Source organism: Nitrospirillum amazonense, from assembly GCF_029594735.1.
Classification (GTDB): Bacteria; Pseudomonadota; Alphaproteobacteria; order Azospirillales; family Azospirillaceae; genus Nitrospirillum; species Nitrospirillum amazonense.
The window spans coordinates 1,841,005-1,863,244 of sequence record NZ_JARPAF010000002.1; the positions used below are offsets into that span (position 1 = coordinate 1,841,005).

General features: G+C 67.0%; 21 protein-coding genes. 5 read left to right on the plus strand and 16 right to left on the minus strand.

Annotated features, from left to right (window positions below; all coding sequences use genetic code 11):
• The first annotated feature begins 391 nt into the window (after positions 1–391).
• The 4 genes from gltX (at position 392) to P5F91_RS14475 (ending at position 4,372) form a co-directional block, all read left to right on the plus strand.
• Positions 392–1,798, plus strand: coding sequence for a glutamate--tRNA ligase (gltX, locus tag P5F91_RS14460; protein ID WP_277907486.1), 1,407 nt, complete (start codon positions 392–394; stop codon positions 1,796–1,798).
• Positions 1,799–1,910: 112 nt separating this feature from the next.
• Complete coding sequence (gltA, locus tag P5F91_RS14465) at positions 1,911–3,230, plus strand: citrate synthase (RefSeq protein ID WP_145609293.1); 1,320 nt, start codon at positions 1,911–1,913, stop codon at positions 3,228–3,230.
• Positions 3,231–3,249: 19 nt separating this feature from the next.
• A complete protein-coding gene (locus P5F91_RS14470; protein ID WP_277907487.1) occupies positions 3,250–3,474 on the plus strand; it encodes a hypothetical protein in 225 nt (74 codons plus the stop codon).
• A gap of 190 nt (positions 3,475–3,664) precedes the next feature.
• A complete protein-coding gene (locus P5F91_RS14475; RefSeq protein ID WP_277907488.1) occupies positions 3,665–4,372 on the plus strand; it encodes a 2-phosphosulfolactate phosphatase in 708 nt (235 codons plus the stop codon).
• Here P5F91_RS14475 and P5F91_RS14480 read toward each other — a convergent pair.
• Positions 4,357–5,775 carry an aminotransferase-like domain-containing protein gene (locus P5F91_RS14480; protein WP_277907489.1) on the minus strand — a complete coding sequence of 473 codons (1,419 nt, stop codon included), beginning with the start codon at positions 5,773–5,775 and terminating at the stop codon, positions 4,357–4,359. The two genes, P5F91_RS14475 and P5F91_RS14480, sit on opposite strands and share 16 nt — an antisense overlap.
• Positions 5,776–5,890: 115 nt before the next feature.
• On the opposite strand from P5F91_RS14480, the gene P5F91_RS14485 reads away from it, so the two are divergent.
• Positions 5,891–6,814 (plus strand): DMT family transporter, encoded by a 924-nt coding sequence (locus tag P5F91_RS14485; RefSeq protein ID WP_277907490.1) that lies wholly within the window; start codon positions 5,891–5,893, stop codon positions 6,812–6,814.
• Positions 6,815–6,854: 40 nt separating this feature from the next.
• Here P5F91_RS14485 and lpxB read toward each other — a convergent pair whose 3' ends face one another.
• The 15 genes from lpxB to rpsB all read right to left on the minus strand — a co-directional run bounded on the left by lpxB (position 6,855) and on the right by rpsB (position 22,163).
• Positions 6,855–8,048 carry a lipid-A-disaccharide synthase gene (gene lpxB, locus P5F91_RS14490; RefSeq protein ID WP_277907491.1) on the minus strand — a complete coding sequence of 398 codons (1,194 nt, stop codon included), beginning with the start codon at positions 8,046–8,048 and terminating at the stop codon, positions 6,855–6,857.
• Complete coding sequence (locus tag P5F91_RS14495; RefSeq protein WP_145609287.1) at positions 8,045–8,875, minus strand: LpxI family protein; 831 nt, start codon at positions 8,873–8,875, stop codon at positions 8,045–8,047. Before P5F91_RS14495 ends, lpxB begins: the two co-directional genes overlap by 4 nt.
• Positions 8,875–9,663: an acyl-ACP--UDP-N-acetylglucosamine O-acyltransferase gene (gene lpxA / locus P5F91_RS14500; RefSeq protein ID WP_145616248.1), complete on the minus strand. Its 789-nt coding sequence runs from the start codon at positions 9,661–9,663 to the stop codon at positions 8,875–8,877. The genes P5F91_RS14495 and lpxA overlap by 1 nt, the downstream gene beginning before the upstream one ends.
• A gap of 12 nt (positions 9,664–9,675) precedes the next feature.
• The gene (gene fabZ / locus P5F91_RS14505; protein WP_004273206.1) at positions 9,676–10,158 is read right to left on the minus strand and encodes a 3-hydroxyacyl-ACP dehydratase FabZ; all 483 of its coding nucleotides are present in this window, start codon (positions 10,156–10,158) and stop codon (positions 9,676–9,678) included.
• Positions 10,142–11,182: a UDP-3-O-(3-hydroxymyristoyl)glucosamine N-acyltransferase gene (gene lpxD / locus P5F91_RS14510; RefSeq protein ID WP_145609285.1), complete on the minus strand. Its 1,041-nt coding sequence runs from the start codon at positions 11,180–11,182 to the stop codon at positions 10,142–10,144. The genes fabZ and lpxD overlap by 17 nt, the downstream gene beginning before the upstream one ends.
• Positions 11,183–11,255: 73 nt before the next feature.
• Positions 11,256–11,789 (minus strand): OmpH/Skp family outer membrane protein, encoded by a 534-nt coding sequence (locus P5F91_RS14515; protein ID WP_186454587.1) that lies wholly within the window; start codon positions 11,787–11,789, stop codon positions 11,256–11,258.
• A 131-nt stretch (positions 11,790–11,920) separates the two neighbouring features.
• Positions 11,921–14,251 (minus strand): outer membrane protein assembly factor BamA, encoded by a 2,331-nt coding sequence (gene bamA / locus P5F91_RS14520; protein WP_145616243.1) that lies wholly within the window; start codon positions 14,249–14,251, stop codon positions 11,921–11,923.
• A gap of 13 nt (positions 14,252–14,264) precedes the next feature.
• The gene (gene rseP, locus P5F91_RS14525; RefSeq protein ID WP_145609282.1) at positions 14,265–15,407 is read right to left on the minus strand and encodes an RIP metalloprotease RseP; all 1,143 of its coding nucleotides are present in this window, start codon (positions 15,405–15,407) and stop codon (positions 14,265–14,267) included.
• Positions 15,408–15,616: 209 nt separating this feature from the next.
• Positions 15,617–16,846 carry a 1-deoxy-D-xylulose-5-phosphate reductoisomerase gene (locus P5F91_RS14530; protein WP_277907492.1) on the minus strand — a complete coding sequence of 410 codons (1,230 nt, stop codon included), beginning with the start codon at positions 16,844–16,846 and terminating at the stop codon, positions 15,617–15,619.
• Entirely contained in the window at positions 16,837–17,730 is an 894-nt protein-coding gene (locus tag P5F91_RS14535) for a phosphatidate cytidylyltransferase (protein ID WP_246134242.1), read from the minus strand. The genes P5F91_RS14530 and P5F91_RS14535 overlap by 10 nt, the downstream gene beginning before the upstream one ends.
• A complete protein-coding gene (locus P5F91_RS14540; protein WP_277907493.1) occupies positions 17,717–18,454 on the minus strand; it encodes an isoprenyl transferase in 738 nt (245 codons plus the stop codon). Before P5F91_RS14540 ends, P5F91_RS14535 begins: the two co-directional genes overlap by 14 nt.
• Positions 18,455–18,516: 62 nt before the next feature.
• Entirely contained in the window at positions 18,517–19,074 is a 558-nt protein-coding gene (frr, locus tag P5F91_RS14545; protein ID WP_246134293.1) for a ribosome recycling factor, read from the minus strand.
• Positions 19,075–19,076: 2 nt separating this feature from the next.
• Positions 19,077–19,799 carry a UMP kinase gene (gene pyrH / locus P5F91_RS14550; RefSeq protein ID WP_277907494.1) on the minus strand — a complete coding sequence of 241 codons (723 nt, stop codon included), beginning with the start codon at positions 19,797–19,799 and terminating at the stop codon, positions 19,077–19,079.
• 383 nt (positions 19,800–20,182) lie between these two features.
• Entirely contained in the window at positions 20,183–21,100 is a 918-nt protein-coding gene (tsf, locus tag P5F91_RS14555) for a translation elongation factor Ts (RefSeq protein WP_145609278.1), read from the minus strand.
• Positions 21,101–21,383: 283 nt separating this feature from the next.
• On the minus strand, positions 21,384–22,163 hold the full coding sequence (gene rpsB, locus P5F91_RS14560; RefSeq protein WP_040843524.1) for a 30S ribosomal protein S2: 780 nt from the start codon (positions 22,161–22,163) through the stop codon (positions 21,384–21,386).
• Positions 22,164–22,240: the final 77 nt, after the last annotated feature.

The following is a 22,240-nucleotide window of genomic DNA, read 5'->3' on the forward strand; positions in this document are numbered from 1 at the left end:
CCAAATTGACATACGCAGATGCGACAATGCTGGCTAACGCGACGAACACACGATGTGTGATCCGCATCACATCTGAAGGAGGTGGGTCGGCGCCAAATTCGCTCCGCCCAGTAGCTAAATAGGACCCAGTCGACAAGTAGGGGGCCTCACGGTCCCAGTCCTCTCCAGCGGGGTCTGCCTCAGGGTGCATCTTCGTTCCGGGTGTGCTATCTCAGCGGCTTCCGCATCCTGGTGATGCGCCCCTGGCGGTTATTCTGCCGCCGGACCTGATCACCAGCTATCTCGATATTCGCGTGGCGCCGTCAACCTCTGGATGCGTCCCTCCCAAAGCGACCTCTCCAGACGCCCCGACGGTGCGCCACCCGCCCGCATGCCGGAGAGTGCGTTTCCCATGAGTGTCGTCACCCGCTTCGCCCCGTCCCCCACTGGCTACCTGCACATCGGCGGTGCTCGTACCGCCCTGTTCAACTGGCTGTACGCCCGTCACCACGGCGGCACCTTCCTGCTACGCATCGAAGATACGGACCGGGCGCGGTCGACCCAGGCGGCGGTTGACGCCATCATCGACGGCCTGAGCTGGCTGGGACTGACCTGGGACGGGGATGCCGTCAGCCAGTTCGAGCGGCGCGAGCGCCATGCCGAGGTGGCGCGCACCATGCTGGCCCAGGGACATGCCTATCATTGCTACTGCTCGCCGGAAGAGCTGGAAGAGATGCGGGAGCAGCAGAAGGCCGCCGGCCTACCCATGCGCTATGACGGCCGCTGGCGCGACCGCGACCCGTCGGAGGCGCCGGCCGGTGTGGCCCCCGTCATCCGCCTGAAGGCCCCGCGCGAGGGCGAAACCGTTCTGCAGGACAAGGTGCAGGGCGAGGTGCGGGTGCAGAACAGCCAGCTGGACGACATGGTGCTGCTGCGCGCCGACGGCACGCCGACCTACATGCTGTCGGTGGTGGTGGACGACCAGGACATGGGTGTGACCCAGGTGATCCGCGGCGACGACCACCTGACCAACACCTTCCGCCAGCTGCAGATCTACCAGGCCATGGGCTGGACGCCGCCGGACTTCGCCCACATCCCCCTGATCCACGGCCCCGACGGCGCCAAGCTCAGCAAGCGCCACGGCGCCCTGGGGGCCGAGGCCTACCGTGACCTAGGCTACCTGCCGGAAGCGCTGCGCAACTACTTGCTGCGCCTGGGCTGGAGTCACGGCGATGATGAGATCATCAGCACCGAGGACGCCATTTCCTGGTTCAACCTGGAAGGCATCGGACGGTCACCGTCGCGCATGGACTACGCCAAGCTGGACAATCTGAACGGCCATTACATCCGGCAGGCGGACGACGGCCGGCTGGTGGACTTGATCAGCCCGCGATTGGTCACAGCCCTGGGGCGTGAATTGAGCGACACCGATCGCGACCTGCTGCGCCGCGCCATGCCGGGCCTGAAGGCCCGGGCCAAGACCCTGGTGGAACTTGCGGCGGCCGCACAGTTTTATATCACGGCGCGCCCCCTTCCGCTGGACGACAAGGCTTCCCAACTTCTGACAGAAGACGCGCGCGCCCAGCTGGCGGTGATCGCCACCCGCTTCGCGGAGGCCCCCGACTGGACCGCGGCGACCCTTGAGGGGGTCGTACGCGCGTACGCCGAGGAGACGGGCCTGAAGCTGGGCAAACTGGCCCAGCCATTGCGCGCTGCACTCTCCGGTTCCACGGTCTCGCCACCGATCTTCGAGGTGGCGGAAGTGCTGGGCCAGGCTGAAACCCTGGCCCGTATCAGTGATGTCGCAGGGGGTGCGTGAGCCCTCCTGGCGTCATTGCCTTCGGCGGTGCGGAACACTACACTCCGCACCGCGTCATAAAGACCAATAAGGGGCAGAGGGCCCCGCTCCGTATAAACAAGGACGTGCCGAAATGAGCGATACGACGACACCGGCGGCCGGAAAGAAAACGGTCACCCTCACCGACAACCAAACCGGTAAGTCTTACGAATTCCCCGTCATGCACGGCACGACCGGCCCTGACGTGATCGATATCCGCAAGCTCTACGGCGACACCGGGTACTTCACGTACGACCCGGGCTTCACCTCGACCGGCAGCTGCGAGTCCAAGATCACCTTCATCGACGGCGACAAGGGCGTCCTGCTGCACCGCGGCTACCCCATCGAGCAGCTGGCCGAGAAGAGCGACTTCATGGAAGTCTGCTACCTGATGCTGCACGGTGAGCTGCCGAACGCCAAGGAGAAGAGCGAGTTCGAGCGCTCCATCACCTATCACACCATGGTGCATGAGCAGCTGTCGCAGTTCTTCCGCGGCTTCCGTCGCGACGCCCACCCGATGGCCGTCATGTGCGGCGTGGTCGGCGCCCTGTCCGCCTTCTACCACGACAGCACCGACATCGAGGATCCGCGCCAGCGCATGGTGGCCTCGCACCGCCTGATCGCGAAGATGCCGACCCTGGCCGCCATGGCCTACAAGTACTCGATCGGCCAGCCCTTCGTGTATCCGCGCAACGACCTGGGCTATGCTGAGAACTTCCTCAACATGACCTTCGGCGTCCCGTGCGAGCCGTACAAGATCAACCCGGTCATCGCCAAGGCGATGGACAAGATCTTCATCCTGCACGCCGACCACGAGCAGAACGCCTCCACCTCCACGGTGCGTCTGTCCGGTTCCTCCGGCGCCAATCCCTTCGCCTGCATCGCCGCCGGCATCGCCTGCCTGTGGGGTCCCGCCCACGGCGGCGCCAACGAGGCCGTGCTGAAGATGCTGGGCGAAATCGGCCACAAGGACCGGATCCCCGAGTTCATCGCCCGCGCCAAGGACAAGAACGACAGCTTCCGCCTGATGGGCTTCGGCCACCGGGTCTACAAGAACTACGACCCGCGCGCCAAGGTCATGCAGCAGACCTGCAAGGAAGTCCTGGCCGAACTGGGCATCAAGGACGACCCCCTGCTGGACATTGCGGTGGAGCTGGAGCGCATCGCCCTGGAGGACCCGTACTTCATCGAGAAGAAGCTGTACCCGAACGTCGACTTCTACTCGGGCATCATTCTGAAGGCCATCGGCTTCCCCACCAGCATGTTCACCGTGCTGTTCGCCCTGGCCCGCACCGTGGGCTGGATCGCCCAGTGGCAGGAAATGATCGCCGACACCTCGCAGAAGATCGGTCGTCCGCGCCAGCTGTACACCGGTGCCACGACGCGGGATTATGTCCCGGTCGAGCAGCGCTAAGGCATAGGCGGACGGGACGATGGCGGAGCGGGTTCATCCCAGCAATGGCGATAACGGGGCAGGCGGCAGCCGGTCCCACCCCCGCGCCCGCATCCTGCCCGCCCGTTCGCTGGAGGGCCACTTGCCGGCCAATGACAACCCCGTACCCCCAGGCCGGCGGTTGAAGCGGCTGGCATGGATGACCTTCGCCACCCTGGGCGTGGGCCTGGGCATCGCAGCCACTGTGGTGTCCCTGCTGCACTGAGGGACGATGCAAACATCTTCCCTGCTTCTGGAAAGGCCGTCCGGGTAACTGGGCGGCCTTTTTCTTCATATCGTGCCGACCCACGTTTATCGTCATGCACTGCTGGCATTGCCATCAGCGCATGCAACCGAAGACCCCCGCAACAAAGTCTGTCGCGCCGATGGCCGGAGCGTACGTCGAAGGTACAATCATGAGCCAAACCGTACACAGCGAATGGGGCTTGGCCGGCGTGGAGGCCTTGCGGGATCGGGTGGCGGTGCTGGTCATCGTCGATATCCTGTCCTTTTCCACGGCCGTCGATATCGCAACCAGCCGCGGCGCGGCCATCCTGCCCTTTCCCTATGGCGACACGGTGGCGGCCGAAACCGCCGCTGATGAGGCGGGCGCCGTGCTGGCGGCCCCGCGCAACGCCGGCGGCCAACTCAGCCTGTCGCCCCACTCCCTCACCACCATCACGTCCGGTACCCGACTCATGCTGCCGTCGCCCAATGGCTCCCGGCTTTCCCTGGCAGGCGGCACAGCGAAGGTGCTGGCGGGCTGTCTGCGCAATGCCGCAGCCGTCGCACGACACGCCCACATGCTGGCCGAGGGCGGCGACATCGCCATCATCCCGGCGGGTGAACGCTGGCCGGACGGCAGCCTGCGGCCGGCGGTGGAGGACCTGCTGGGCGCCGGCGCCATCATTGCGGCGCTGAACCTGTCGACCTCCGCGGAGGCTCGGGTGGCGCGCGACGCCTACAGGGCGGCTGGGCCGGACCTAGCCGACATCATCCGGGACAGCCGATCGGGCCGGGAACTGGCCGGCTGGGGCTACGCCGATGATGTGGACCTTGCCGTTGAGGTGGACGTCAGCGCCACGGCGCCGGTCTTGTGCGACGGCGCCTATCGGGCGGCATAGGCCCCCTCCATCGCCTGGGCCAACACCTCGAAGATGCGGGGGCTGTCGCACTGGGCGACGTTGAAACGCAGGAAGCCGTCGGCGGTATTGGTCAGGCTGAAGACGTCACCGGGCGCCAGCACCACCCCGCGCTCCAGCGCCGCGCGGGCCAACGCCACCGACGACACGCCCGGCGGCAGGGCCGCCCACAGGAACATGCCACCCCGTGGCTCAACCCAGAGCTTGAGCCCCAAGGCCTCCAGCTGGCGAACCGTACGTCCCATGGCGCCGGCCAGACGCGCGCGTACACCCTCCATATGCCGGCGATAGCTGCCGTCGGTCAGCAGCTGGTGGATGATGCGTGGATTGGTGGTGGCGTTGCCGAACGCCGTGGCCAGCTTCACGTCGGCGATGCCTTGGATCCAGTCATCCCGCGCCACGACATAGCCGCAGCGTACCGCTGCCGACAGCGTCTTGGAAAAGCTGCCGATGTGGATCACTCGCTCCAGCCCATCGAAGGCGGCCAGCCGGGGCGACGGCTCCGCCTCGAAATCGCTGAAGATGTCATCCTCGACGATCAGGATGTCGTGGGCCGCCGCCAGGGTCAGCAGCTTGTGCGCCACCGGTGCAGTCAGGCTGGCCCCGGTGGGATTGTGCAGGGCGGCGTTGGTGATGTAGAGGCGCGGCCGATGGGTCGCCGCCGCCTGGGCGAAGACCGCCAGATCCGGCCCGGTGGGGGTGTAGGGCACCGGCACGGCACGGGCACGGTGGGCCCCCACCACGGTCTTGAAGTTGTAGTAGCAGGGGTCATCCAGCAGCACGACGTCGCCCGGTTCCAGCAGGTAGCGGCAGACCAGGTCGATGGCCTGGCTGCCGCTGTCGGTCAGCAGGATCTGGTCGGCCGCGGCCGCGATGCCGCGGGCGGTGAAACGGTCGGCCAAGTGGCGGCGCAGGGCCGGATAGCCCAGGGGGTTGTCATAATCCAGCAGGGCCGCCGACGGCGCCCGCGCCAGGGCACGGAAGGCGCGGCGGATGGCCGGTTCCGGCATCCAATCGGCCGGCAGCCAGCCGCACCCAGGCTTCAGCACGCCCTCGCCCGGCTCGAGGGCTTGGCGCATCAGCCACAGCGGGTCCACCGCCCGGTCCGGTGGCGGCTCCGCCCCGGCGAGCGCCGTGCCCATGAGCGCCAGCGGCGCCGCCCGCTTGGCGACGTAAAAGCCGGAGCCTGGGCGCGCCAGCAGCACGCCCTCCGCCACCAGGCGATCATACGCCTCCACCACCGTGGACTTGGACACGCCCAACCGCTCCGCCAAGGCGCGGATGGAGGGCGCGCGGGCGCCGGCCGCCAGCAGCCGGCCATCCACCCTAGCGTGAATCTCGGCCATGACGGTTTCCACCAAGGTCATGCCGGCAGGGGCTTCCATCGACTGTATCGCCATTTGAACCAGTACAGTTTGCTAGAACCGTACTGCACCATACCTTGTGACCAACCCCGGCGGAAGGCAGCATCGGCATCGTCACCAACCAGGATGCCCTGCCATGACGGACACCACCGTCCCCACGCCCCTTACCACGGCACCAACGCGCCAGCCGGCCGCGGGCTTCGTCTACGGCCTGATCGGCGTCATCATCTTCAGCGGCAGCCTGCCGGTCACGAAGATCGGCCTGGCCGGGCTGGACGCCAATTTCCTCAGCCTGGCGCGGGCGGCCCTGGCCGGCGTCGTCGCCGTGGGCCTGTTGGCCGCGCTGCGTCCCCGGCGGCCTTCGGCGCGCGACCTGCCTGGCTTGGCGGTGGTGGCCGGGGGCGCCGTCATCGGCTTCCCCCTGCTGTCGGCCCTGGCCCTGCACTGGATGCCCAGCACGCACGCCGTCGTCTTCAGCGGCCTGTTGCCCATCTCCACCGCCGTCTTCGGCGCGCTGCGCGGCGGCGACCGGCCCCGGGCGGCCTTCTGGCTGTTCTCTTGTGCGGGTGCGGCGGCCATCGCGGCCTATGCCTTGGCGCCCGCCATCCTGGCCGGCGGCTTTCACCTGGCGCCCGGCGACGGGCTCATGATCCTGGCCGTGATCGTCTGCGGCCTGGCCTATGCGGAAGGGGCCCGGCTGTCGCGCTACCTGGGCGGCTGGCCCGTCATCTGCTGGGCGCTGGTGCTGTCCCTGCCCCTCATGGCGCCGTTGGCCTGGGCCACCTTCCCCGCTGACTGGCAGTCCGTACCGGCGAGCGCTTGGGTGGCGCTGGGCTATGTCACCCTGTTCAGCATGCTGATCGGCTTTTTCTTCTGGTATCACGGCCTGGGCCTGGGCGGCACGGCGGCGGTGGGACAGATTCAGCTGCTGCAGCCCTTTTGCAGCTTCGGCCTGGCGGCCCTGCTGCTGGGCGAACCCGTGGGTCCGGCCATTCTGGGCACGGCCTTGGTCGTGGTGCTGTGCGTGGCCGGCGCCCGGCGCGCCGCCCGGAGGGGTTAAGCATACTGGCATGAGCTTGGCTCATGCTGGTGATGGTGCGTCAGAGCCCTGTCTGCTCCGCCTCGCGCGCGCGGGTGTGGATCACCCGCATGACAACCTCAGCCGCGCGGCGGCTGGGCGGCGTATCACCCTGGCCCAGCCAGGCAGCCACTTCGGCCACGCCCTCGATCTGTTCCTGGCGGGCGGCGGGATCGTCCAGCAGGCGGCCCAAGGCCTCCGCCAGGCGTGACGGCCGGCATTCCTCCTGCAGCAACTCCGGCACCAGCATGCGGTTCAGCATGATGTTGACCAGGTTGACGAAGCGCACCTTGATCAGGCCGCGATAAAGCCGGTAGGTCAGCGGGTGGATGCGATAGGCGATGACGGCGGGCAGCCGGGCCAGCGCCAGTTCCAGCGCCACCGTGCCGGACGCGGCCAGGGCGGCCTCGCTGGCGGCGAAGGCGTCGTACTTGTCCTGGTCGCCCTCCACCACCACGGCGGGCAGCGGCCAGCTTTTCACCGCCTCCTCCACCAGGGCCCTGGTGGCCGGCACCGTGGGCACGGCCGCCACCACGCGCGGCAGGCGCGGCGCCAGGATATCCAGCGCGCCCTTGAAATCAGGCAGCAGCTTGGTCACCTCGCTGCGGCGACTGCCCGGGAGGATGGTGACGATCCGGGTGTCGGATTCCAGGTCGTGCTTGGCGCGAAAGCGGTCGGCGTCGCCGGCGTCGGCGCCGCTCTCCACGATGGGGTGGCCCACGAAGCTGCAGTCCAGGCCAGCCTTCTCGAAATAGGGGGGTTCGAACGGCAGCAGCGCCAGCAGATGGTCCAGAAACTTGGCGATCTTGGCGGCACGCCCCGGACGCCAAGCCCAGACGGTGGGCGCCACGTAATGGATCAGGGGAATGTCCGGGTTGGCCTTCTTGACCCGGCGCGCCACGCGGAAGCAGAAGTCCGGCGCGTCGATGGTCACCACCGCCGCCGGCTTCATGTCCAGGATGGCCTGTTCCGTCTGCTTCATACGCCGCAGCAGGCTGGGCAGCTTGGGCAGCAGTTCCGCCAGGCCGAACAGGGCCAATTCCTCCATAGGGAACAGGCTTTTCAGGCCTTGCGCCTTCATGCGCTCCCCGCCGATGCCGGCGAAGCGGATGGCGCCAAATGTTTCCTGCTTCAGGGCCAGCATGAGCCGGCCGCCCAGCACGTCGCCCGACGGTTCCCCCGCGACGAGGAAGACCAAAGGCACATCCTCGTTCATACCGCCTCCGTAACGATACCGGTGACAAACAGGCCGGCGGCATCCGCCGCCTGGGCCACCTGTTCAGTGCCCAAGGTCAGGGTGCCGCCAGCCTCCACCGCGATGCCGCGGAAGCCATGGGCCGCCGCCTTCTGCACCGTTGTAACGCCGATGGTGGGCAGATCCAGGCGGATGTCCTGCTGGGGTTTGCGCATTTTGATCAGGATGGGGCCAGGCCCCTCGCGGCGCAGCCCGCCGCAGCGTTCGATCAGGGCGTCGGTGCCCTCGATGGCCTCAACCCCCAGCACCAAGCCCTGCTGCACCACCACCGCCTGGCCCACGTCCAGCAGGCCCAGGGTGCGGGCCACGGCCACGCCGTGGTGGATGTCGGCCTCGGCAGCGGCGTCAGGCGCCAGGGCGCCCATGGGGCCGGCGGGGCTCAGCAGCCCCTGCACCAGGGTTTGCACGGCCACGACGGCGAACCCCTCCTCCTCCAGCGTCGCCACCAGGGCGCGCAGGATGCCGTCATCGCCCAACGCCTTGGCGCCGATGCGGGCGAAGAACTTGGCGGCGAACCAGTCGGGGCGCATTTCGGCCAGGCTGGGCCGGCGCACGCGGCCGGCCAGCACGATCTCCCCCACGCCTTCGGCGCGCAGCCGGTCCAGGATGGCGCCGGCGGCGCCGATGCGGAAGGTCGCCTGGGGCACGTCAGGGGGCACGGTGGCGCCTTGGCCGTCGAGGGCCACGACGAAAACCGGGCGCCCCAGGGCGCGGCAGGTGTCGACCAGCCGGCTGGGCAGGTCGCCGCCCCCCGCCAGGATCCCCAGTTTTACGGGGGTGTCCGGCATCAGCGCGGCTGGCACAGGGCGCGGCCGCCACGGCCGCGGATAAAGGCCAGCACTTCCCCGACCACGGGCGTGGGGTGCGCGCTTTCCACCGCCGCCATGCGGTCGGCCAGCGTGCCTTCATGGCCGAAGATGCCATCAAAGGCGGTGCGCAGGGCGTTCACATCCTCGCGGGTGAAGCCGCGGCGGGTCAGCCCCACCAGGTTCAGCCCAGCCAGGAAGGCGCGGTCGCCCTTCACCAGGCCATAGGGAATGACGTCGCTTTCCACGCCCGACATGCCGCCGATCATAGCGTGGGCGCCGATGCGCACCCACTGGTGCACGGCCGAGAGCCCCCCCAGGATGGCGTTGTCCCCCACCTCGACATGGCCGCCCAGGGTGGCGTTGTTGGCCAGGATGACGTTGTCGCCCACGATGCAGTCGTGCGCCACGTGGGACGAGGCCATGAACAGGCAGCCATCGCCCACGCGGGTGACCATGCCGCCGCCTTCGGTGCCGATGTGCATGGTCACATGCTCACGGATCCGGTTGTTGCGGCCGATGATCAGCTCCGCCGGCTCCCCCTTGAACTTCAGGTCCTGGGGGGCGTGACCGATGGAGGCGAAGGGATAGATGACGGTGCCGGCGCCCACTTGGGTGCGGCCTTCCACCACCACATGGCTTTTCAGATCGACGCCGTCCCCCAGCGTGACGTGGGCACCGACCACGCAGTAGGGGCCGATCTTGACCCCGGCGCCGATCTGGGCGCCGGCATCGACCACGGCGGTCGGGTGGATCACGGTCTCGCTCATCACGGATAAGGCCTAGCTGTCCATCACGATCATGGCGGCGTAGGTGGCCTCGGCGCACAGCTGGCCGTCCACCCAGGCCTCACCCTTGAACTTCCACACGTTGCGGCGGTTCTGGATCTTCTGGACCTTGATCTCGACACGGTCGCCCGGCACCACCGGGCGGCGGAACTTTGCCTCCTCAATGGACATGAAGTAGACCAGCTTGCCTTCCGCCGACTCACCCAGCGTGTGCATGACCAGCACGGCCGAGGTCTGGGCCATGGCCTCCACGATCATGACGCCCGGCATGACGGGCTTCTGCGGGAAGTGGCCGGTGAAGAACGGCTCGTTGATCGTGACGTTCTTGATGCCCGTGCAGCTCTCACCCGTGATGATGTCGACGATCTTGTCGATCAACAGCATAGGATAGCGGTGCGGGATCATCTGCATGATCCGCAGGATGTCCAAATCGGGTACCTTGCCAGGAACCTTCTGCTCTTCAGTCGTCACGTCCATCACCTTCATTCCTACCCCGCACCAGGCGGCCCAGCGCCGCTACCTGGCGCAACCATTGCCGCATGGGCACGGCCGGCGAACCGCCGACCTTTTCCCCCGGCCCCACGTCCCGCATGACACCGCTTTGTGCCGCGATCTGCGCGCCGGCGCCGATCTTCAAATGCCCCGTCACGCCGGCCTGTGCCGCCAGCACGACATGATGATCCAGCTTGGTGCTGCCCGATATCCCCGCCTGGGCCACGATGACGCAGCCGGCACCGAGGTGCACGTTGTGCCCGATTTGCACCAAATTATCAATCATACAGCCCCGTCCAATGACCGTGTCGGGCCCGGCCCCCCGGTCCACCGTGGCGTTGGCACCGATTTCCACGTCATCCTCGATCAGCACCCGGCCCATCTGCGGCACGCGCACGTGGCCGGCCAGATCCATGGCGAAGCCGAAGCCGTCCTGGCCGATGCGGGCGCCGGGATATATCGTGACCCGAGACCCCAGGATGCAGTGGGTCAGCGAGGCATTGGCGCCGATGACGGTGTCGTCCCCCAGCCGCACGTTCACGCCGATGGTGGCGTTGGGGCCAATGCGGCAGCGGGCGCCGATGACGGCCCCCGCCTCCACCACCGCGCCCGCCGCGATGTCCGTCCCCTCACCCACCTCGGCGCTGGGGTCGACATGGGCGCCGACGCTGATCGTCCCTGACGGGGCGGTCGCCGGATAGAAGGCCTGGGCGCACAAGGCGTAGGCCTTGTAAGGGTTGCGCGACAACAGCAGCGCCACGCCCGCCGGCGCCTTGGGCGCGAGCGCCGGATGCACCACCACCGCGCCCGCCCGCGTGGCGCTGAAGGCGGCCACGTATTTCTTGTTGTCCAGGAAGCTCAGCTGGCCCGGCTCCGCGGTATCCAACGCGGCGACGTCATTCAGCATCAGGTCCGGGTCGCTGCCCGGCGCCACCTCGGCGCCGGAGCGCCGCGCCAGCTCGGCAAGGGTATAGGGCCCGGCCCGGTTGAAGAAACGGGGATCGGCCATGGGAACGGCACCTTTCAACGGCAGCGACCGCGCCCGGACGCGCCATCCCTTCGAGAGGGCGCCCGGGTGCCGGTCAGTTCGGAACGTTGACCGTGATCTGCGGCAACGTGGCGTTCAAGCGTGACAACACGGTGTTGGTGATGTCCAGCGCGTCGTCCGCCATGTAGATGATGTTGGAGCGCGGAATGACCAGCGTGAAGCCGTTCTCGCGCGCCACCTCGCCCACCACGCGCACCATGTTGTCGCGCAGTTGGGCGCTGGCGGCGGCGAAGGCGTTGTCCAACTGGCGCTTGCGTTCCTGCAGGCGCCGCTGCACCTCCGCCACCTGCTGTTCGAAATCCTTGCGCTTGGCGTCGAAGTCCTCCTGCCCCAGCTTGGTCCGCTGGCTGGCCAGTTCCTTTTCCGCCTGCCGCAGGAACTGTTCCTGCTGCGACTGCTCCGCCTGGAACTTCTGCGTCTGCTCGCTGTCCTGTCGCTTCATGCTCTGCATGGCGGAGCACTTTTCCAGCAGGAACTGCACGTCGACCACGGCGATGTTCGTCACCGGCTTCTGCTGGCTGTCGCTAGCCACGGGCTTGGCCGCCGCCTTGGCCGGGGCTGCCGCCAAGGCGGCCTCCAAGGGCGCCAAGCCCCCAAAACCAAGAACGAGGGCCGCCAAGGCGGCCCTCGCATGGGAAAGGCAAACGGCCGGGGGTGTGGTGCGGCGTGCGAACGCCATCTTGTCCCGTCCCTTCGTTCTTAGAACTGCGAACCGAAGCTGAAGCGGAACTGCTGAATGCGGTCGTAGCTCTTCTTCATCCACGGATAGGCCAGGTCGATGCGGATGGGGCCGAACGGCGACTTCCACGACACGCCCACGCCCGAGGAGGCGCGGAACGCGAACTCATCATGGAAATCGTCACCCGGCAACGGCGACTCACCGCTCTGGTCCAGGGCACCGATATCGGTGAAGACGTGGAAGTCCACGCCCAGTTCCTCCGGCAGGCCCAGCGGGAAGGTGACTTCCGATGTGCCGCGCACCAGCCGCTTGCCGCCCAGGGCGTCGTTGCCGCCGTTGCTGCTGAAGGCGCGGGGGCCGACGCCGGCCACCTGGAAGCCGCGCAGGGTATCGCCACCCAAGAAGAAGCGGTCCTGAATGCGCACGAATTCGCCGCCCAAGCCCAGGATGTAGCCGATTTCACCTTCGACCTTCAGCACGACATTGCTGAACAGCGGGAAGTAGATGCCCGAGGTCAGACGGTTGCGCAGGAAGTGCACGCTGCCACCCAGGCCCGCCACCTGGTTGGTGACGGTGAAATAGTAGCCGGAGGTCGGCTTCAGGCGGCTGTCACGGGCATCGAACGTCAGGGCCGACTGGACGGACGAGGTGGTCGTCGCGCCCACCTGCTCCTGCACAAAGCGCGTGGTTTCATAGGTGATGTCGCTGATCCGGGTGTGGGACAGCGTGTAGGTCACCAGTTCGCGCAAGCGGTCGGAGATGGGGAAGCCGGCACGGATGTCGAAGCCCGTACTGGACATGTCGTAGCTGTAGGACTCTTCCGTCGTGTTGGCGTTGCGGTCCGTGCGGAACAGGTCCACGCCCATCGCCAGATCCCGGTTCATGAAATAGGGATCGGTATAGGAGATGGTGAATTCCTTGGAGTAGTAGGACCACATCGTCGAGAAACGGATGTCTTGGCCCGTACCCAGGAAGTTGCGCTGGCGGATCGAGAAATCGATCAGCGCGCCTTCGGTGGTGGAGTAACCCAGGCCCACCTGGATTTCGCCGGTGGACTGCTCGCTGAGGTCGACGGTCAGCACCGCCTGGTCGGGCGTGCTGCCTTCGCTCGGCTTGATCTTGACGTCGTCGAAGAAGCCCAGATCCTTCACGCGCTGCTCGGAGCGCTTGACCTTGGACGCGTTGAAGGGGTCGCCTTCGGCCAGCAGCAGCTCGCGCCGCACCACCTTGTCCAGGGTGATGAGGTTGCCGTTGATGTCGATGCGCTCGACGAACACGCGCGGGCTGGGGTTGATCTCGAAGTGCAGGTCGACGGTCTGCGTGTCGGCGTGGCGTTCCTCATTGGGATCCACCTGCACGAACGCGTACTGCTGGTCGCCCAGCTTGTCCTGCAGCTTGTTGATCGTGCTTTCGATCTTGTCGGCGTTGAACCAGTCGCCTTCCTTGGTCTCGATCACCTCCCGCAGGGGCGCCAGATCGATGTCCTTGATGGCGCTGGTCAGTTCGATCTTGCCGAACTTGTAGCGCTTACCCTCGTCCAGGGCCATGGTGATGAAGAACTTGTCGCGCGACGGCGTCAGTTCCGCGACCGACGACATCACCCGGAAATCGGGGTAGCCGTTGCGGAAGTAGAAGCGGCGGATCTGTTCCTTGTCATAGGCCAGACGATCGGGGTCGTAGGTGTCGTCGCTGGACAGGAAGCGCCACCAACGCGATTCCTTGGTCACCATGACGTCACGCAGTTCGCTGTCGTCATAGATGTTGTTGTTGATGAAGCTGATCAGCTGCACGCCGGTCAGCGGGCCTTCGTCGATCTCGAACACGAGGTCGACGCGGTTCTGTTCCAGCTGGACAATCTTGGGTTCGATGCGCGCGGCGAAACGGCCGTTACGGCGGTAGACGTCCAGCATGCGCTGCACGTCCTGCTGCACGCGGGACCGGGTGAACACCAGGCGCGAGCGCAGCTGGACTTCGGACTGCAGGTCCTCGGTCTTGACGCGCTTGTTCCCTTCGAAGACCACGCGGTTGATGATCGGGTTCTCGACCACGGCCACCACCAGGGTGTCGCCGTCGCGGCGCAGGGTCACGTCGGCGAACAGGCCGGTGGCGAACAGGGCCTTCAGCGATTCATCGATCTTGTCCGGATTGAAGGCATCACCCTGCGACACGACCAGGTAGGAGCGGACCGTGGCCTGCTCGATACGCTGGGTGCCTTCGACGCGGATGTCCTTGATGACGCCACCGGACAGGATCTCCTGAGCCCAGGCACCGGACGAAAGAGCGACAGCTGACGTTGCGGTGGTGCCGGCGATAGCCAGGCACAGCGCCGCTACTCTCGAAACCGAACCCAATTATTTCCCCCGGTCAAACTTTGGAAATCAGAGACTTAACGAAACTGCCCACGCCAAAGTGGATCAGATCGTTCCAAGTGGCGAAAATCATGAGACTAAGTACCAAAGCCAGGCCGATCCGGAAACCATATTCCTGAGCGCGCTCGCCCAGGGGACGGCCCCGCAAAGCTTCCAGGCCATAGTACATAAGATGCCCGCCGTCCAGCATGGGGACGGGGAAGAGATTGATCAGGCCCAGGTTCACCGACAGCACGGTCATGAACCAGATGACCTGGACCAAGCCCAACTGCGCCATCTGCCCGGACATCTGCACGATGCGCAGCGGCCCGCCCAGATCCTCGGTGCCATGGCTGCCCGCGATCATTTGACCCACGGCGTCCAGCGTGCCGGTGATCAGGGCCCAGGTCGCCTTGCACGCCGCCCACACGGCGTTCAGCGGGTCGCGGCGGTGGTATTCGTCCTGCCCGCGGATGACGCCCAGGCGGCCGATGCGGCTCTTGTTGCCGAAGCGGTCTTCCGATTCCACGGCGCGCGGCGTGACGCGCAGATCCATCTGCGCGTCGCCGCGCTGCACCTTCACATCCAGCGTCACATCCGGATTAAGGGCGATGATCTGCTGCAGATCCTCGAACCGCTCGATCTTGTGGCCGCCCAGTTCCAGCACGCGGTCGCCCGCCTGCAGGCCGGCCACCGCGGCGGCGCTGTCGGGCTCCACCTGTTGCAGCACGGCGGGCGTGTAGGGCTGGCCGTAGAACATGAACAGCAGCGACAGGGCCACGATGGCGAACAAGAAATTGGCCATGGGGCCCGCCACCACGATGGCGGCGCGCTGGCCCACCCGCTTGTAGTGGAAGGATACCGCGCGTTCTTCCGGCGTCATGGAGCGGGTCTCGGCGCCGGGCCGGCTGGCGGCATCGGCGTCACCGAACATCTTCACGTAGCCGCCCAGCGGGATCAGGCTGAACTTCCAGCGCGTGCCGGCGCGGTCGTTGAAACCCCAGATTTCCGGACCGAAGCCGATGGAGAACACATCCACCCGCACGCCGTTGCGGCGCGCGATGTAGTAATGGCCGAACTCGTGCACGAACACGAGGACGGTCAAGACCACCAGGAAGGTGCCCCCATAGGTGCTGGCGTAGTTCACGATCTGATGCATCGTCCCAAACTCCAATAACACCCCCTCCTTCAGGGCTTCCCCGCCTCACCCCGCCTTCCGGCGCGAAAAACTGGGACACGCATGAGAAGAGGGCCTGTTTGCCTGGTCGCGATGGTGCGCCGCGTTGGTGAACAAAACGTCACCGGCAGCGGCTTCGCAACCTGGCCGGCAGGCCCCGGTCATCCTTGAACGGCCGGGACCCCCGTTTCCTATCGCGCCTGAATCGCTTCAGCCGCAACCCGCCGCGCAACGGTATCGACTTCGCGCACATCGTCCAGTGAATTAAGGCGGGAATGCGGCACCGTCGTCATCGCGTGCTCGACAATACGCTCGATATCCAGGAAGCCGATGCGGCCATCCAGGAAAGCGGCCACGGCCACCTCATTGGCGGCGTTCATGACACAGGCGGCGCAGCCGCCGGCCCGCATGGCCTCGCGCGCCAGGCGCAGCGCCGGGAACTTCTCCGGATCGGGCGCGTAGAACTCCAGATGGCCGGCGGTCACCAGATCCAGGCGATCACCCGGGGTGGCGATGCGGCGCGGCCAGCCCAGGGCCACGGCGATGGGCGTGCGCATGTCCGGCGTGCCCAGCTGCGCCAGGACGGAACCATCGACATATTCCACCAGGCTGTGCACCACCGACTGCGGGTGGACCAGCACGTCGATCTTATCCTCGGGCATGCCGAACAGATGGTGGGCCTCGATGACCTCCAGCCCCTTGTTCATCATGGTGGCGCTGTCGACCGAGATCTTGGCGCCCATGTCCCAGGTGGGGTGGGCCACCGCCTCCTTCACCGTGGCACGGGCCATGTCCTCGCGCGTCTTGTTGCGGAAGGGGCCGCCCGAGGCGGTCAGGATCAGGCGGCTCACGCCCTCCACCCGCTCGGAGTCGAAGACCTGGAAGATGGCGCTGTGCTCGCTGTCCACCGGCAGCAGGGTGGCGCCATGGCGCTTCACCTCGGCCATCATCAGCGAGCCGGCGCAGACCAGCACCTCCTTATTGGCGAAGGCCACGGTGGCGCCGCGGCGGGCGGCGGCCAGCGTCGGCTCCATGCCGGCGGCGCCGACGATGGCGGCCATGACCCAGTCCGCAGGCCGCGCGGCGGCTTCCACCACCGCCTGGGCGCCGGCGGCGACCTCGATGCCGGTGCCGGAGAGCGCGTCCTTCAAGGCCGCGTAGTGGGCCTCATCCGCCACCACGGCGGCCTTGGCGCGCAGCTCCTTGGCCTGGCGGGCCAGCAGGTCCACGTTCTTGCGGGCGACCAGCGCCTCGACCTGGTACTTCTCCGGATCGGCCGCGACCAGCTCGACCGTGTTGCAGCCCACCGAGCCGGTGGAGCCCAGGATGGTCACCGTGCGCGCGGCGGGAACGGCGGCGGCCGCCGCCTCCGCTGCCCCCCTCTTGGGCGCCGCAATGGCCTGCAGGGAACTCACCACCATGACCCATTCTCCCCAATCAGGGCGTGGAACAGCGCGAACACCGGCGCCGCCATGACCAGCCCATCAATGCGATCCAACAATCCGCCATGCCCGGGGATCAGCGAGCCGCTGTCCTTCACGTCGCACCGGCGCTTCATATACGATTCGAACAGGTCGCCTGCCTGGCCCACCACCGCGATGACGGCCGCCACCAGGGCGCCGGCGCCGGGCGAGGACACGGTGGCCAGCGGCGACAGGGCCAAACCTACCAAAGCCGCGGCCGCCATGCCGCCCAAAAGGCCCGCCCAGGTCTTCTTCGGGCTGATGCGTGGCGCCAGCTTGGGGCCCCCGATGGTGCGGCCGGCGGCATAGGCGCCGATGTCGGTGGCCCAGATGGCCAGCAGCAGGAACAGAAACAGCCAGGGGGCGTCAGGGCCCGCCCGGTTGCGGATCCAGTCCAGAGCCAGACAGCCGCCGCCGACGTAAGGCACGATCAGCGCGAACAGGATGGGCGCCGGCAGCCGGCCGGCCTCCCCCCCCTCGTTGGCCCCCGCGCCCTCCGCCTCCGGCACGCGCGGATGACCGCCAGCGGCGGCCCACCACAGCAGCGCTGTCTGCGCCGCCAGCAGAACCAGGCCGTACAGCGGCCCGGCCACGAACTCGCCACTGAGGGTGACCAGGATGGTCATCAGCCCCATGGTCGTGGCCCAGGGCTGGCGCCCCGGCACCACCAGGCGCAGCCATTCCAGACCGGCGATGACGGCGACCGCCACCAGCACCAGCTGGAAGACGATGCCGCCCAGCCACACGGCCACCAGGACCGGGGGCCCCAGGACCAAAGCGGAGAAGATACGGGTCTTCAGATCACCCGGCAGCTTGGCCAACAGCCCTTCAGCGCGTTCCAACCGTTGCCCCATACCGGCGGTCGCGCCGATGGAATTCCTGGATGGCGTCATCCAATTCCTGGCGACCGAAATCCGGCCACAGCGTTTCCACGAACACCAGCTCCGCATAGGCCATCTGCCACAGCAGGAAATTGCTGATGCGCTTTTCCCCGCTGGTGCGGATCACCAGGTCCGGATCGGGGATGTCCTGGGTATAGAGCGAGGCGCCCAGGCTTTCCACCGTCACCTGGTCGGCCGTCATGCGCCCGGCCTTCACCTCTTCCGCCAAATGGCGGGCGGCGTTGGCGATTTCCTGGCGCGAGCCGTAGCTGAGCGCCATCACCAACGTCAGGCCGGTGTTGTTGGCCGTCAGGGCCTCGGCGTTCTGGATCAGCGTGACGATGTCGGGCGCCAGGCGCGACCGGTCGCCGATGATGCGCAGCCGCACGCCGTTCTTGTGCAGGGTGGCGATCTCCCCCCGCAGGTAGAACCGCAGCAGGTGCATCAGTTCGCTGACCTCGCCCTCGGGCCGGCTCCAGTTCTCGGACGAGAAGCTGAACAGGGTGAGGTAGGACACGCCCAGTTCCCGCGCCGCCTCCAGCACACGCCGCACCGCCTCCACACCCTTTTTGTGGCCGGCGGTGCGGGGCAGGCCCCGGCGCGTCGCCCAGCGCCCATTGCCATCCATGATGATGGCGATATGGGCGGGCGGGCGGACGTTCAGGGGCACTGCGGCACCGGACATGGGACTCTCGAAGAAACAGGAACCGGGACGGGTAGAAATGAAAGCGAACCTGGGACGCCACCTCAGATCTGGGTGATGTCCTTTTCCTTGGCTGCGAACGCCTCATCGATCTTCTTGATGTGCGCGTCGGTCAGGGCCTGCACCTTGTCCGACCACGTCTTGTGCTCGTCCTCGGACAGGTCACCGTCCTTCTGCAGCTTCTTCAGGTGGTCCATGCCGTCGCGGCGCACATTGCGCACGGCGACGCGGGCCTGCTCGGCATACTTGTTGGCCACCTTCACCAGTTCCTGGCGGCGTTCCTGGTTCAGGTCCGGGATCGGCACGCGGATGGTGTTGCCGTCGGTCTGCGGGTTCAGGCCCAGGCCGGCCTCGCGGATGGCCTTCTCGGTGGCCTTCACCATGCTGCGGTCCCACACCTGCACGGTGATCAGCCGGGGCTCAGGCACGCTGACGGTGGCGACCTGGTTCAGGGGCATGCTGGAGCCGTAGGCCTCCACCTGCACCGGATCCAGCAGGTTGGCCGACGCGCGGCCGGTGCGCAGGCCGGCAAATTCCTTGCGCAGGTTGTCAACGGCGCCATCCATGCGCCGGCTGATGCCATCGATATCGGGGGCGGCCACGTTCAAGCCTCTTCTTCCGTAATGATCGTGAAATGACCCCTTCCATCCATGACTTCGGCGAAACCGCCTTCCTGATGGATGGAAAAGACGAGAATAGGAATGTTGTTCTCACGCGCCAGCGAAATCGCCGTCGCGTCCATGACCTGCAGGTCGTTGGACAGCACGTGTAGGTAGCTCAGGGAACTCAGGCGCTCGGCCGTGGGATCCTTCTTGGGATCGGCGGTGTAGACGCCATCCACCTTGGTGCCCTTCAGCAGGGCCTCGCAGCCCATTTCCGAGGCGCGCAATGCCGCGGCCGTGTCGGTGGTGAAGAAGGGGTTGCCGGTGCCGGCGGCGAAAATCACCACCCTGCCCTTTTCCATGTGGCGCACGGCGCGGCGGCGGATGAAGGGCTCACACACGCTGGCCATGGGGATGGCGGACTGCACGCGGGTGGGCACGTCGATGCGCTCCAGCGCGCTCTGCATGGCCAAGGCGTTCATGACGGTGGCCAGCATGCCCATGTTGTCGGCCGTGGCGCGTTCCATGCCAGACGCGGCGCCCGAGACGCCACGGAAAATGTTGCCGCCGCCGATGACCAGGCAAACCTCGACACCCATCTGGACGACGGTCTTCACCTCGTTGGCGACGCGGTTGACGACCTTCTGGTCGAGACCGAATTCACGGTCCCCCATCAGCGCCTCGCCCGAGATTTTCAATAGCACGCGTTTGTATCGGGCAGCCACGGGGTCAGGTCCTCTCGCCAGTTGGTGGGCCCGGCGGCAAGCCGGGTTGGGAAGCCACGAGTGTCCGGGGTCAGATCCGGGTTAGCTCTACTGCAAACTTGCCCCCGCCGCCAAGTCTGGCGTTGCGGGAGGGCAGCACAACAGAGCCCCGAATTGTGCCGTCAAAATGACGCCGGGTCCGAGGCACACGAAAGAGCGGCGCGGACGATCACGCCGGCGGCCACTCTACTCACCTGGAATTGTCAGGAAAATCGCCATCCGGGGCTGACACAGAAATGGTGCCGGGGATGGCCGGGGGGCGCCGCCATGGTGGGGGCACCCAAGAAACCGGCGCGCCCATCACTGGACGCGCCGGTCATACTCAACTCAAGTCGGCTGTGGGATCAGCGCGCCATCGAGGCCACTTCGGCCGCGAAATCGCTCTCTTCCTTTTCGATGCCGTCGCCCAGCACGAAGCGCACGAAGCCGGTCAGCTTCACCGGGGCGCCCACGTCCTTGGCGGCATTCTCGACGACCTTGCGGATCTTGGTCTCCTGGTCGATGACGTAGGTCTGCTCCAGCAGCACCACTTCCTCGTAGTACTTGCGCAGGCGGCCTTCCACCATCTTCGCGATGATGTCCTCGGCCTTGCCGGAGGCGCGGGCCTGGTCGGCCAGCACGTTGCGCTCACGGTCCAGGGCGGCGGTATCGACGTCGGCGATGTCCAGGGCTTCCGGACGGGCGGCGGCGATGTGCATGGCGATCTGGCGGCCCAGCTCCTGCAGCTTGGCCTTGTCGCCGGTCGACTCCAGGGCCACCAGCACGCCGATCTTGCCCAGGCCGCCGGTCAGGGCGTTGTGGACATAGGTGGCGACGACGCCGTCGGTGACCGACAGGCGGGCGGCGCGGCGCAGGTTCATGTTCTCGCCGATGGTGGCGACCAGGTGGGTCAGCTCTTCCGCGACGGTGCGGCCGTTACCGAAAGCCTGGCCCTTCAGGGACTCGACGTCGGCATCGGCCAGCGCCAGCTTGGTCACGCCGGACACCAGGGCCTGGAACAGGTCGTTGCGGGCGACGAAGTCGGTCTCGGCGTTGATCTCGACGGCGGCGCCGACGGTGCCCTGGGAGGCGACACCGACCAGGCCCTCGGCGGCGACGCGGCCGGCCTTCTTGGCGGCGGCGGCCAGACCCTTCTTGCGCAGCCAGTCGACGGCGCCCTCGATGTCGCCGGCGACCTCGTTCAGGGCCTTCTTGCAGTCCATCATGCCGGCGCCGGTCTTTTCGCGCAGCTCCTTAACGAGCGCAGCCGTAATCTCAGCCATCTTCGCCTCTCTCATCGCGTCAGGGCGGACGGGCGTCCGCAGGGATTTTGATCAGGGATCGGAGGGACGTCGCCGTCCGCATCCGGAAATTCGTGGGGTCGCCACCCCGGCGGGGGGCCACCCATATGACAGCCGCCCCGAAGCGGGGCGGTGGTCGGCCGGGGGCGGGATGGTTTGACGCACCCCGGGGACCCGGACAGTCCAAGGGCACCGCCCCCGGACAGCAAGCCGGCCGGACCGGACCCCCGTGAACGGAGCCCCGGCCCGGCCGTTCGCTTAAGCCTTAGGCCTCGGCCGCGACTTCGGCTTCCTCGGCGGGGATCTCTTCCACCGGGGCCTCTTCCGAAGCGCCGACGTCGATGCCCGACGCGGCCATCTCAGCGTGCAGGCCATCCAGCACAGCGCCGGAGATCAGCTCGCAGTACAGCTCGATGGCGCGCAGGGCGTCGTCGTTGCCGGGGATGGGGAAGGTCACGCCGTCGGGGTTGCTGTTGCTGTCCAGCACGGCCACCACGGGGATGCCCAGCTTGTTGGCTTCCTGAACGGCCAGCGACTCCTTGTTGGTGTCGATGATGACCAGGATGTCCGGCAGGCCGCCCATCTCCTTGATGCCGCCCAGCGCCCGCTCCAGCTTGTCGCGGTCACGGGTGCGGTTCAGCAGTTCCTTCTTGGTCAGGCCGGCGATCTGGCCGCCCAGCAGCTCATCCATCTCGCGCAGGCGCTTAATGGACTGGGAGATGGTCTTCCAGTTGGTCAGCATGCCGCCGAGCCAACGGTGGTTGACGTAGTACTGGCCGCAACGGCCAGCAGCCTCGGCCACCTTCTCCTGGGCCTGGCGCTTGGTGCCGACGAACAGGACGCGGCCACCGCCGGCGACCACGTCACGCACAGCCTGCATGGCGCGGTGCAGCATGGGAACCGACTGCTCCAGGTCGATGATGTGCACGCCGTTGCGCACACCGAAGATGTACGGGGCCATCTTCGGGTTCCAGCGACGGGTGTGGTGACCGAAATGCACGCCGGCTTCCAGCAGCTGGCGCATGGTAAAGGTAGGCATAGCCATGAAACGGAACCTTTCTCCGGTTTGGCCTCCGTGGGCAATGCCCCTCGGCCACCTGGCCTTGAGACACCGGAAGCGGA

What these genes read in the sequence shown, in the direction of transcription:
- gltX (WP_277907486.1), top strand. Translation starts at nt 392, where the DNA reads ATGAGTGTCGTCACCCGCTTCGCCCCGTCCCCCACTGGCTACCTGCAC.
- gltA (WP_145609293.1), top strand. Translation starts at nt 1,911, where the DNA reads ATGAGCGATACGACGACACCGGCGGCCGGAAAGAAAACGGTCACCCTC.
- P5F91_RS14470 (WP_277907487.1), top strand. Translation starts at nt 3,250, where the DNA reads ATGGCGGAGCGGGTTCATCCCAGCAATGGCGATAACGGGGCAGGCGGC.
- P5F91_RS14475 (WP_277907488.1), top strand. Translation starts at nt 3,665, where the DNA reads ATGAGCCAAACCGTACACAGCGAATGGGGCTTGGCCGGCGTGGAGGCC.
- P5F91_RS14480 (WP_277907489.1), bottom strand. Translation starts at nt 5,775, where the DNA reads ATGGAAGCCCCTGCCGGCATGACCTTGGTGGAAACCGTCATGGCCGAG.
- P5F91_RS14485 (WP_277907490.1), top strand. Translation starts at nt 5,891, where the DNA reads ATGACGGACACCACCGTCCCCACGCCCCTTACCACGGCACCAACGCGC.
- lpxB (WP_277907491.1), bottom strand. Translation starts at nt 8,048, where the DNA reads ATGAACGAGGATGTGCCTTTGGTCTTCCTCGTCGCGGGGGAACCGTCG.
- P5F91_RS14495 (WP_145609287.1), bottom strand. Translation starts at nt 8,875, where the DNA reads ATGCCGGACACCCCCGTAAAACTGGGGATCCTGGCGGGGGGCGGCGAC.
- lpxA (WP_145616248.1), bottom strand. Translation starts at nt 9,663, where the DNA reads ATGAGCGAGACCGTGATCCACCCGACCGCCGTGGTCGATGCCGGCGCC.
- fabZ (WP_004273206.1), bottom strand. Translation starts at nt 10,158, where the DNA reads ATGGACGTGACGACTGAAGAGCAGAAGGTTCCTGGCAAGGTACCCGAT.
- lpxD (WP_145609285.1), bottom strand. Translation starts at nt 11,182, where the DNA reads ATGGCCGATCCCCGTTTCTTCAACCGGGCCGGGCCCTATACCCTTGCC.
- rseP (WP_145609282.1), bottom strand. Translation starts at nt 15,407, where the DNA reads ATGCATCAGATCGTGAACTACGCCAGCACCTATGGGGGCACCTTCCTG.
- P5F91_RS14530 (WP_277907492.1), bottom strand. Translation starts at nt 16,846, where the DNA reads ATGGTGGTGAGTTCCCTGCAGGCCATTGCGGCGCCCAAGAGGGGGGCA.
- P5F91_RS14540 (WP_277907493.1), bottom strand. Translation starts at nt 18,454, where the DNA reads ATGTCCGGTGCCGCAGTGCCCCTGAACGTCCGCCCGCCCGCCCATATC.
- tsf (WP_145609278.1), bottom strand. Translation starts at nt 21,100, where the DNA reads ATGGCTGAGATTACGGCTGCGCTCGTTAAGGAGCTGCGCGAAAAGACC.
- rpsB (WP_040843524.1), bottom strand. Translation starts at nt 22,163, where the DNA reads ATGGCTATGCCTACCTTTACCATGCGCCAGCTGCTGGAAGCCGGCGTG.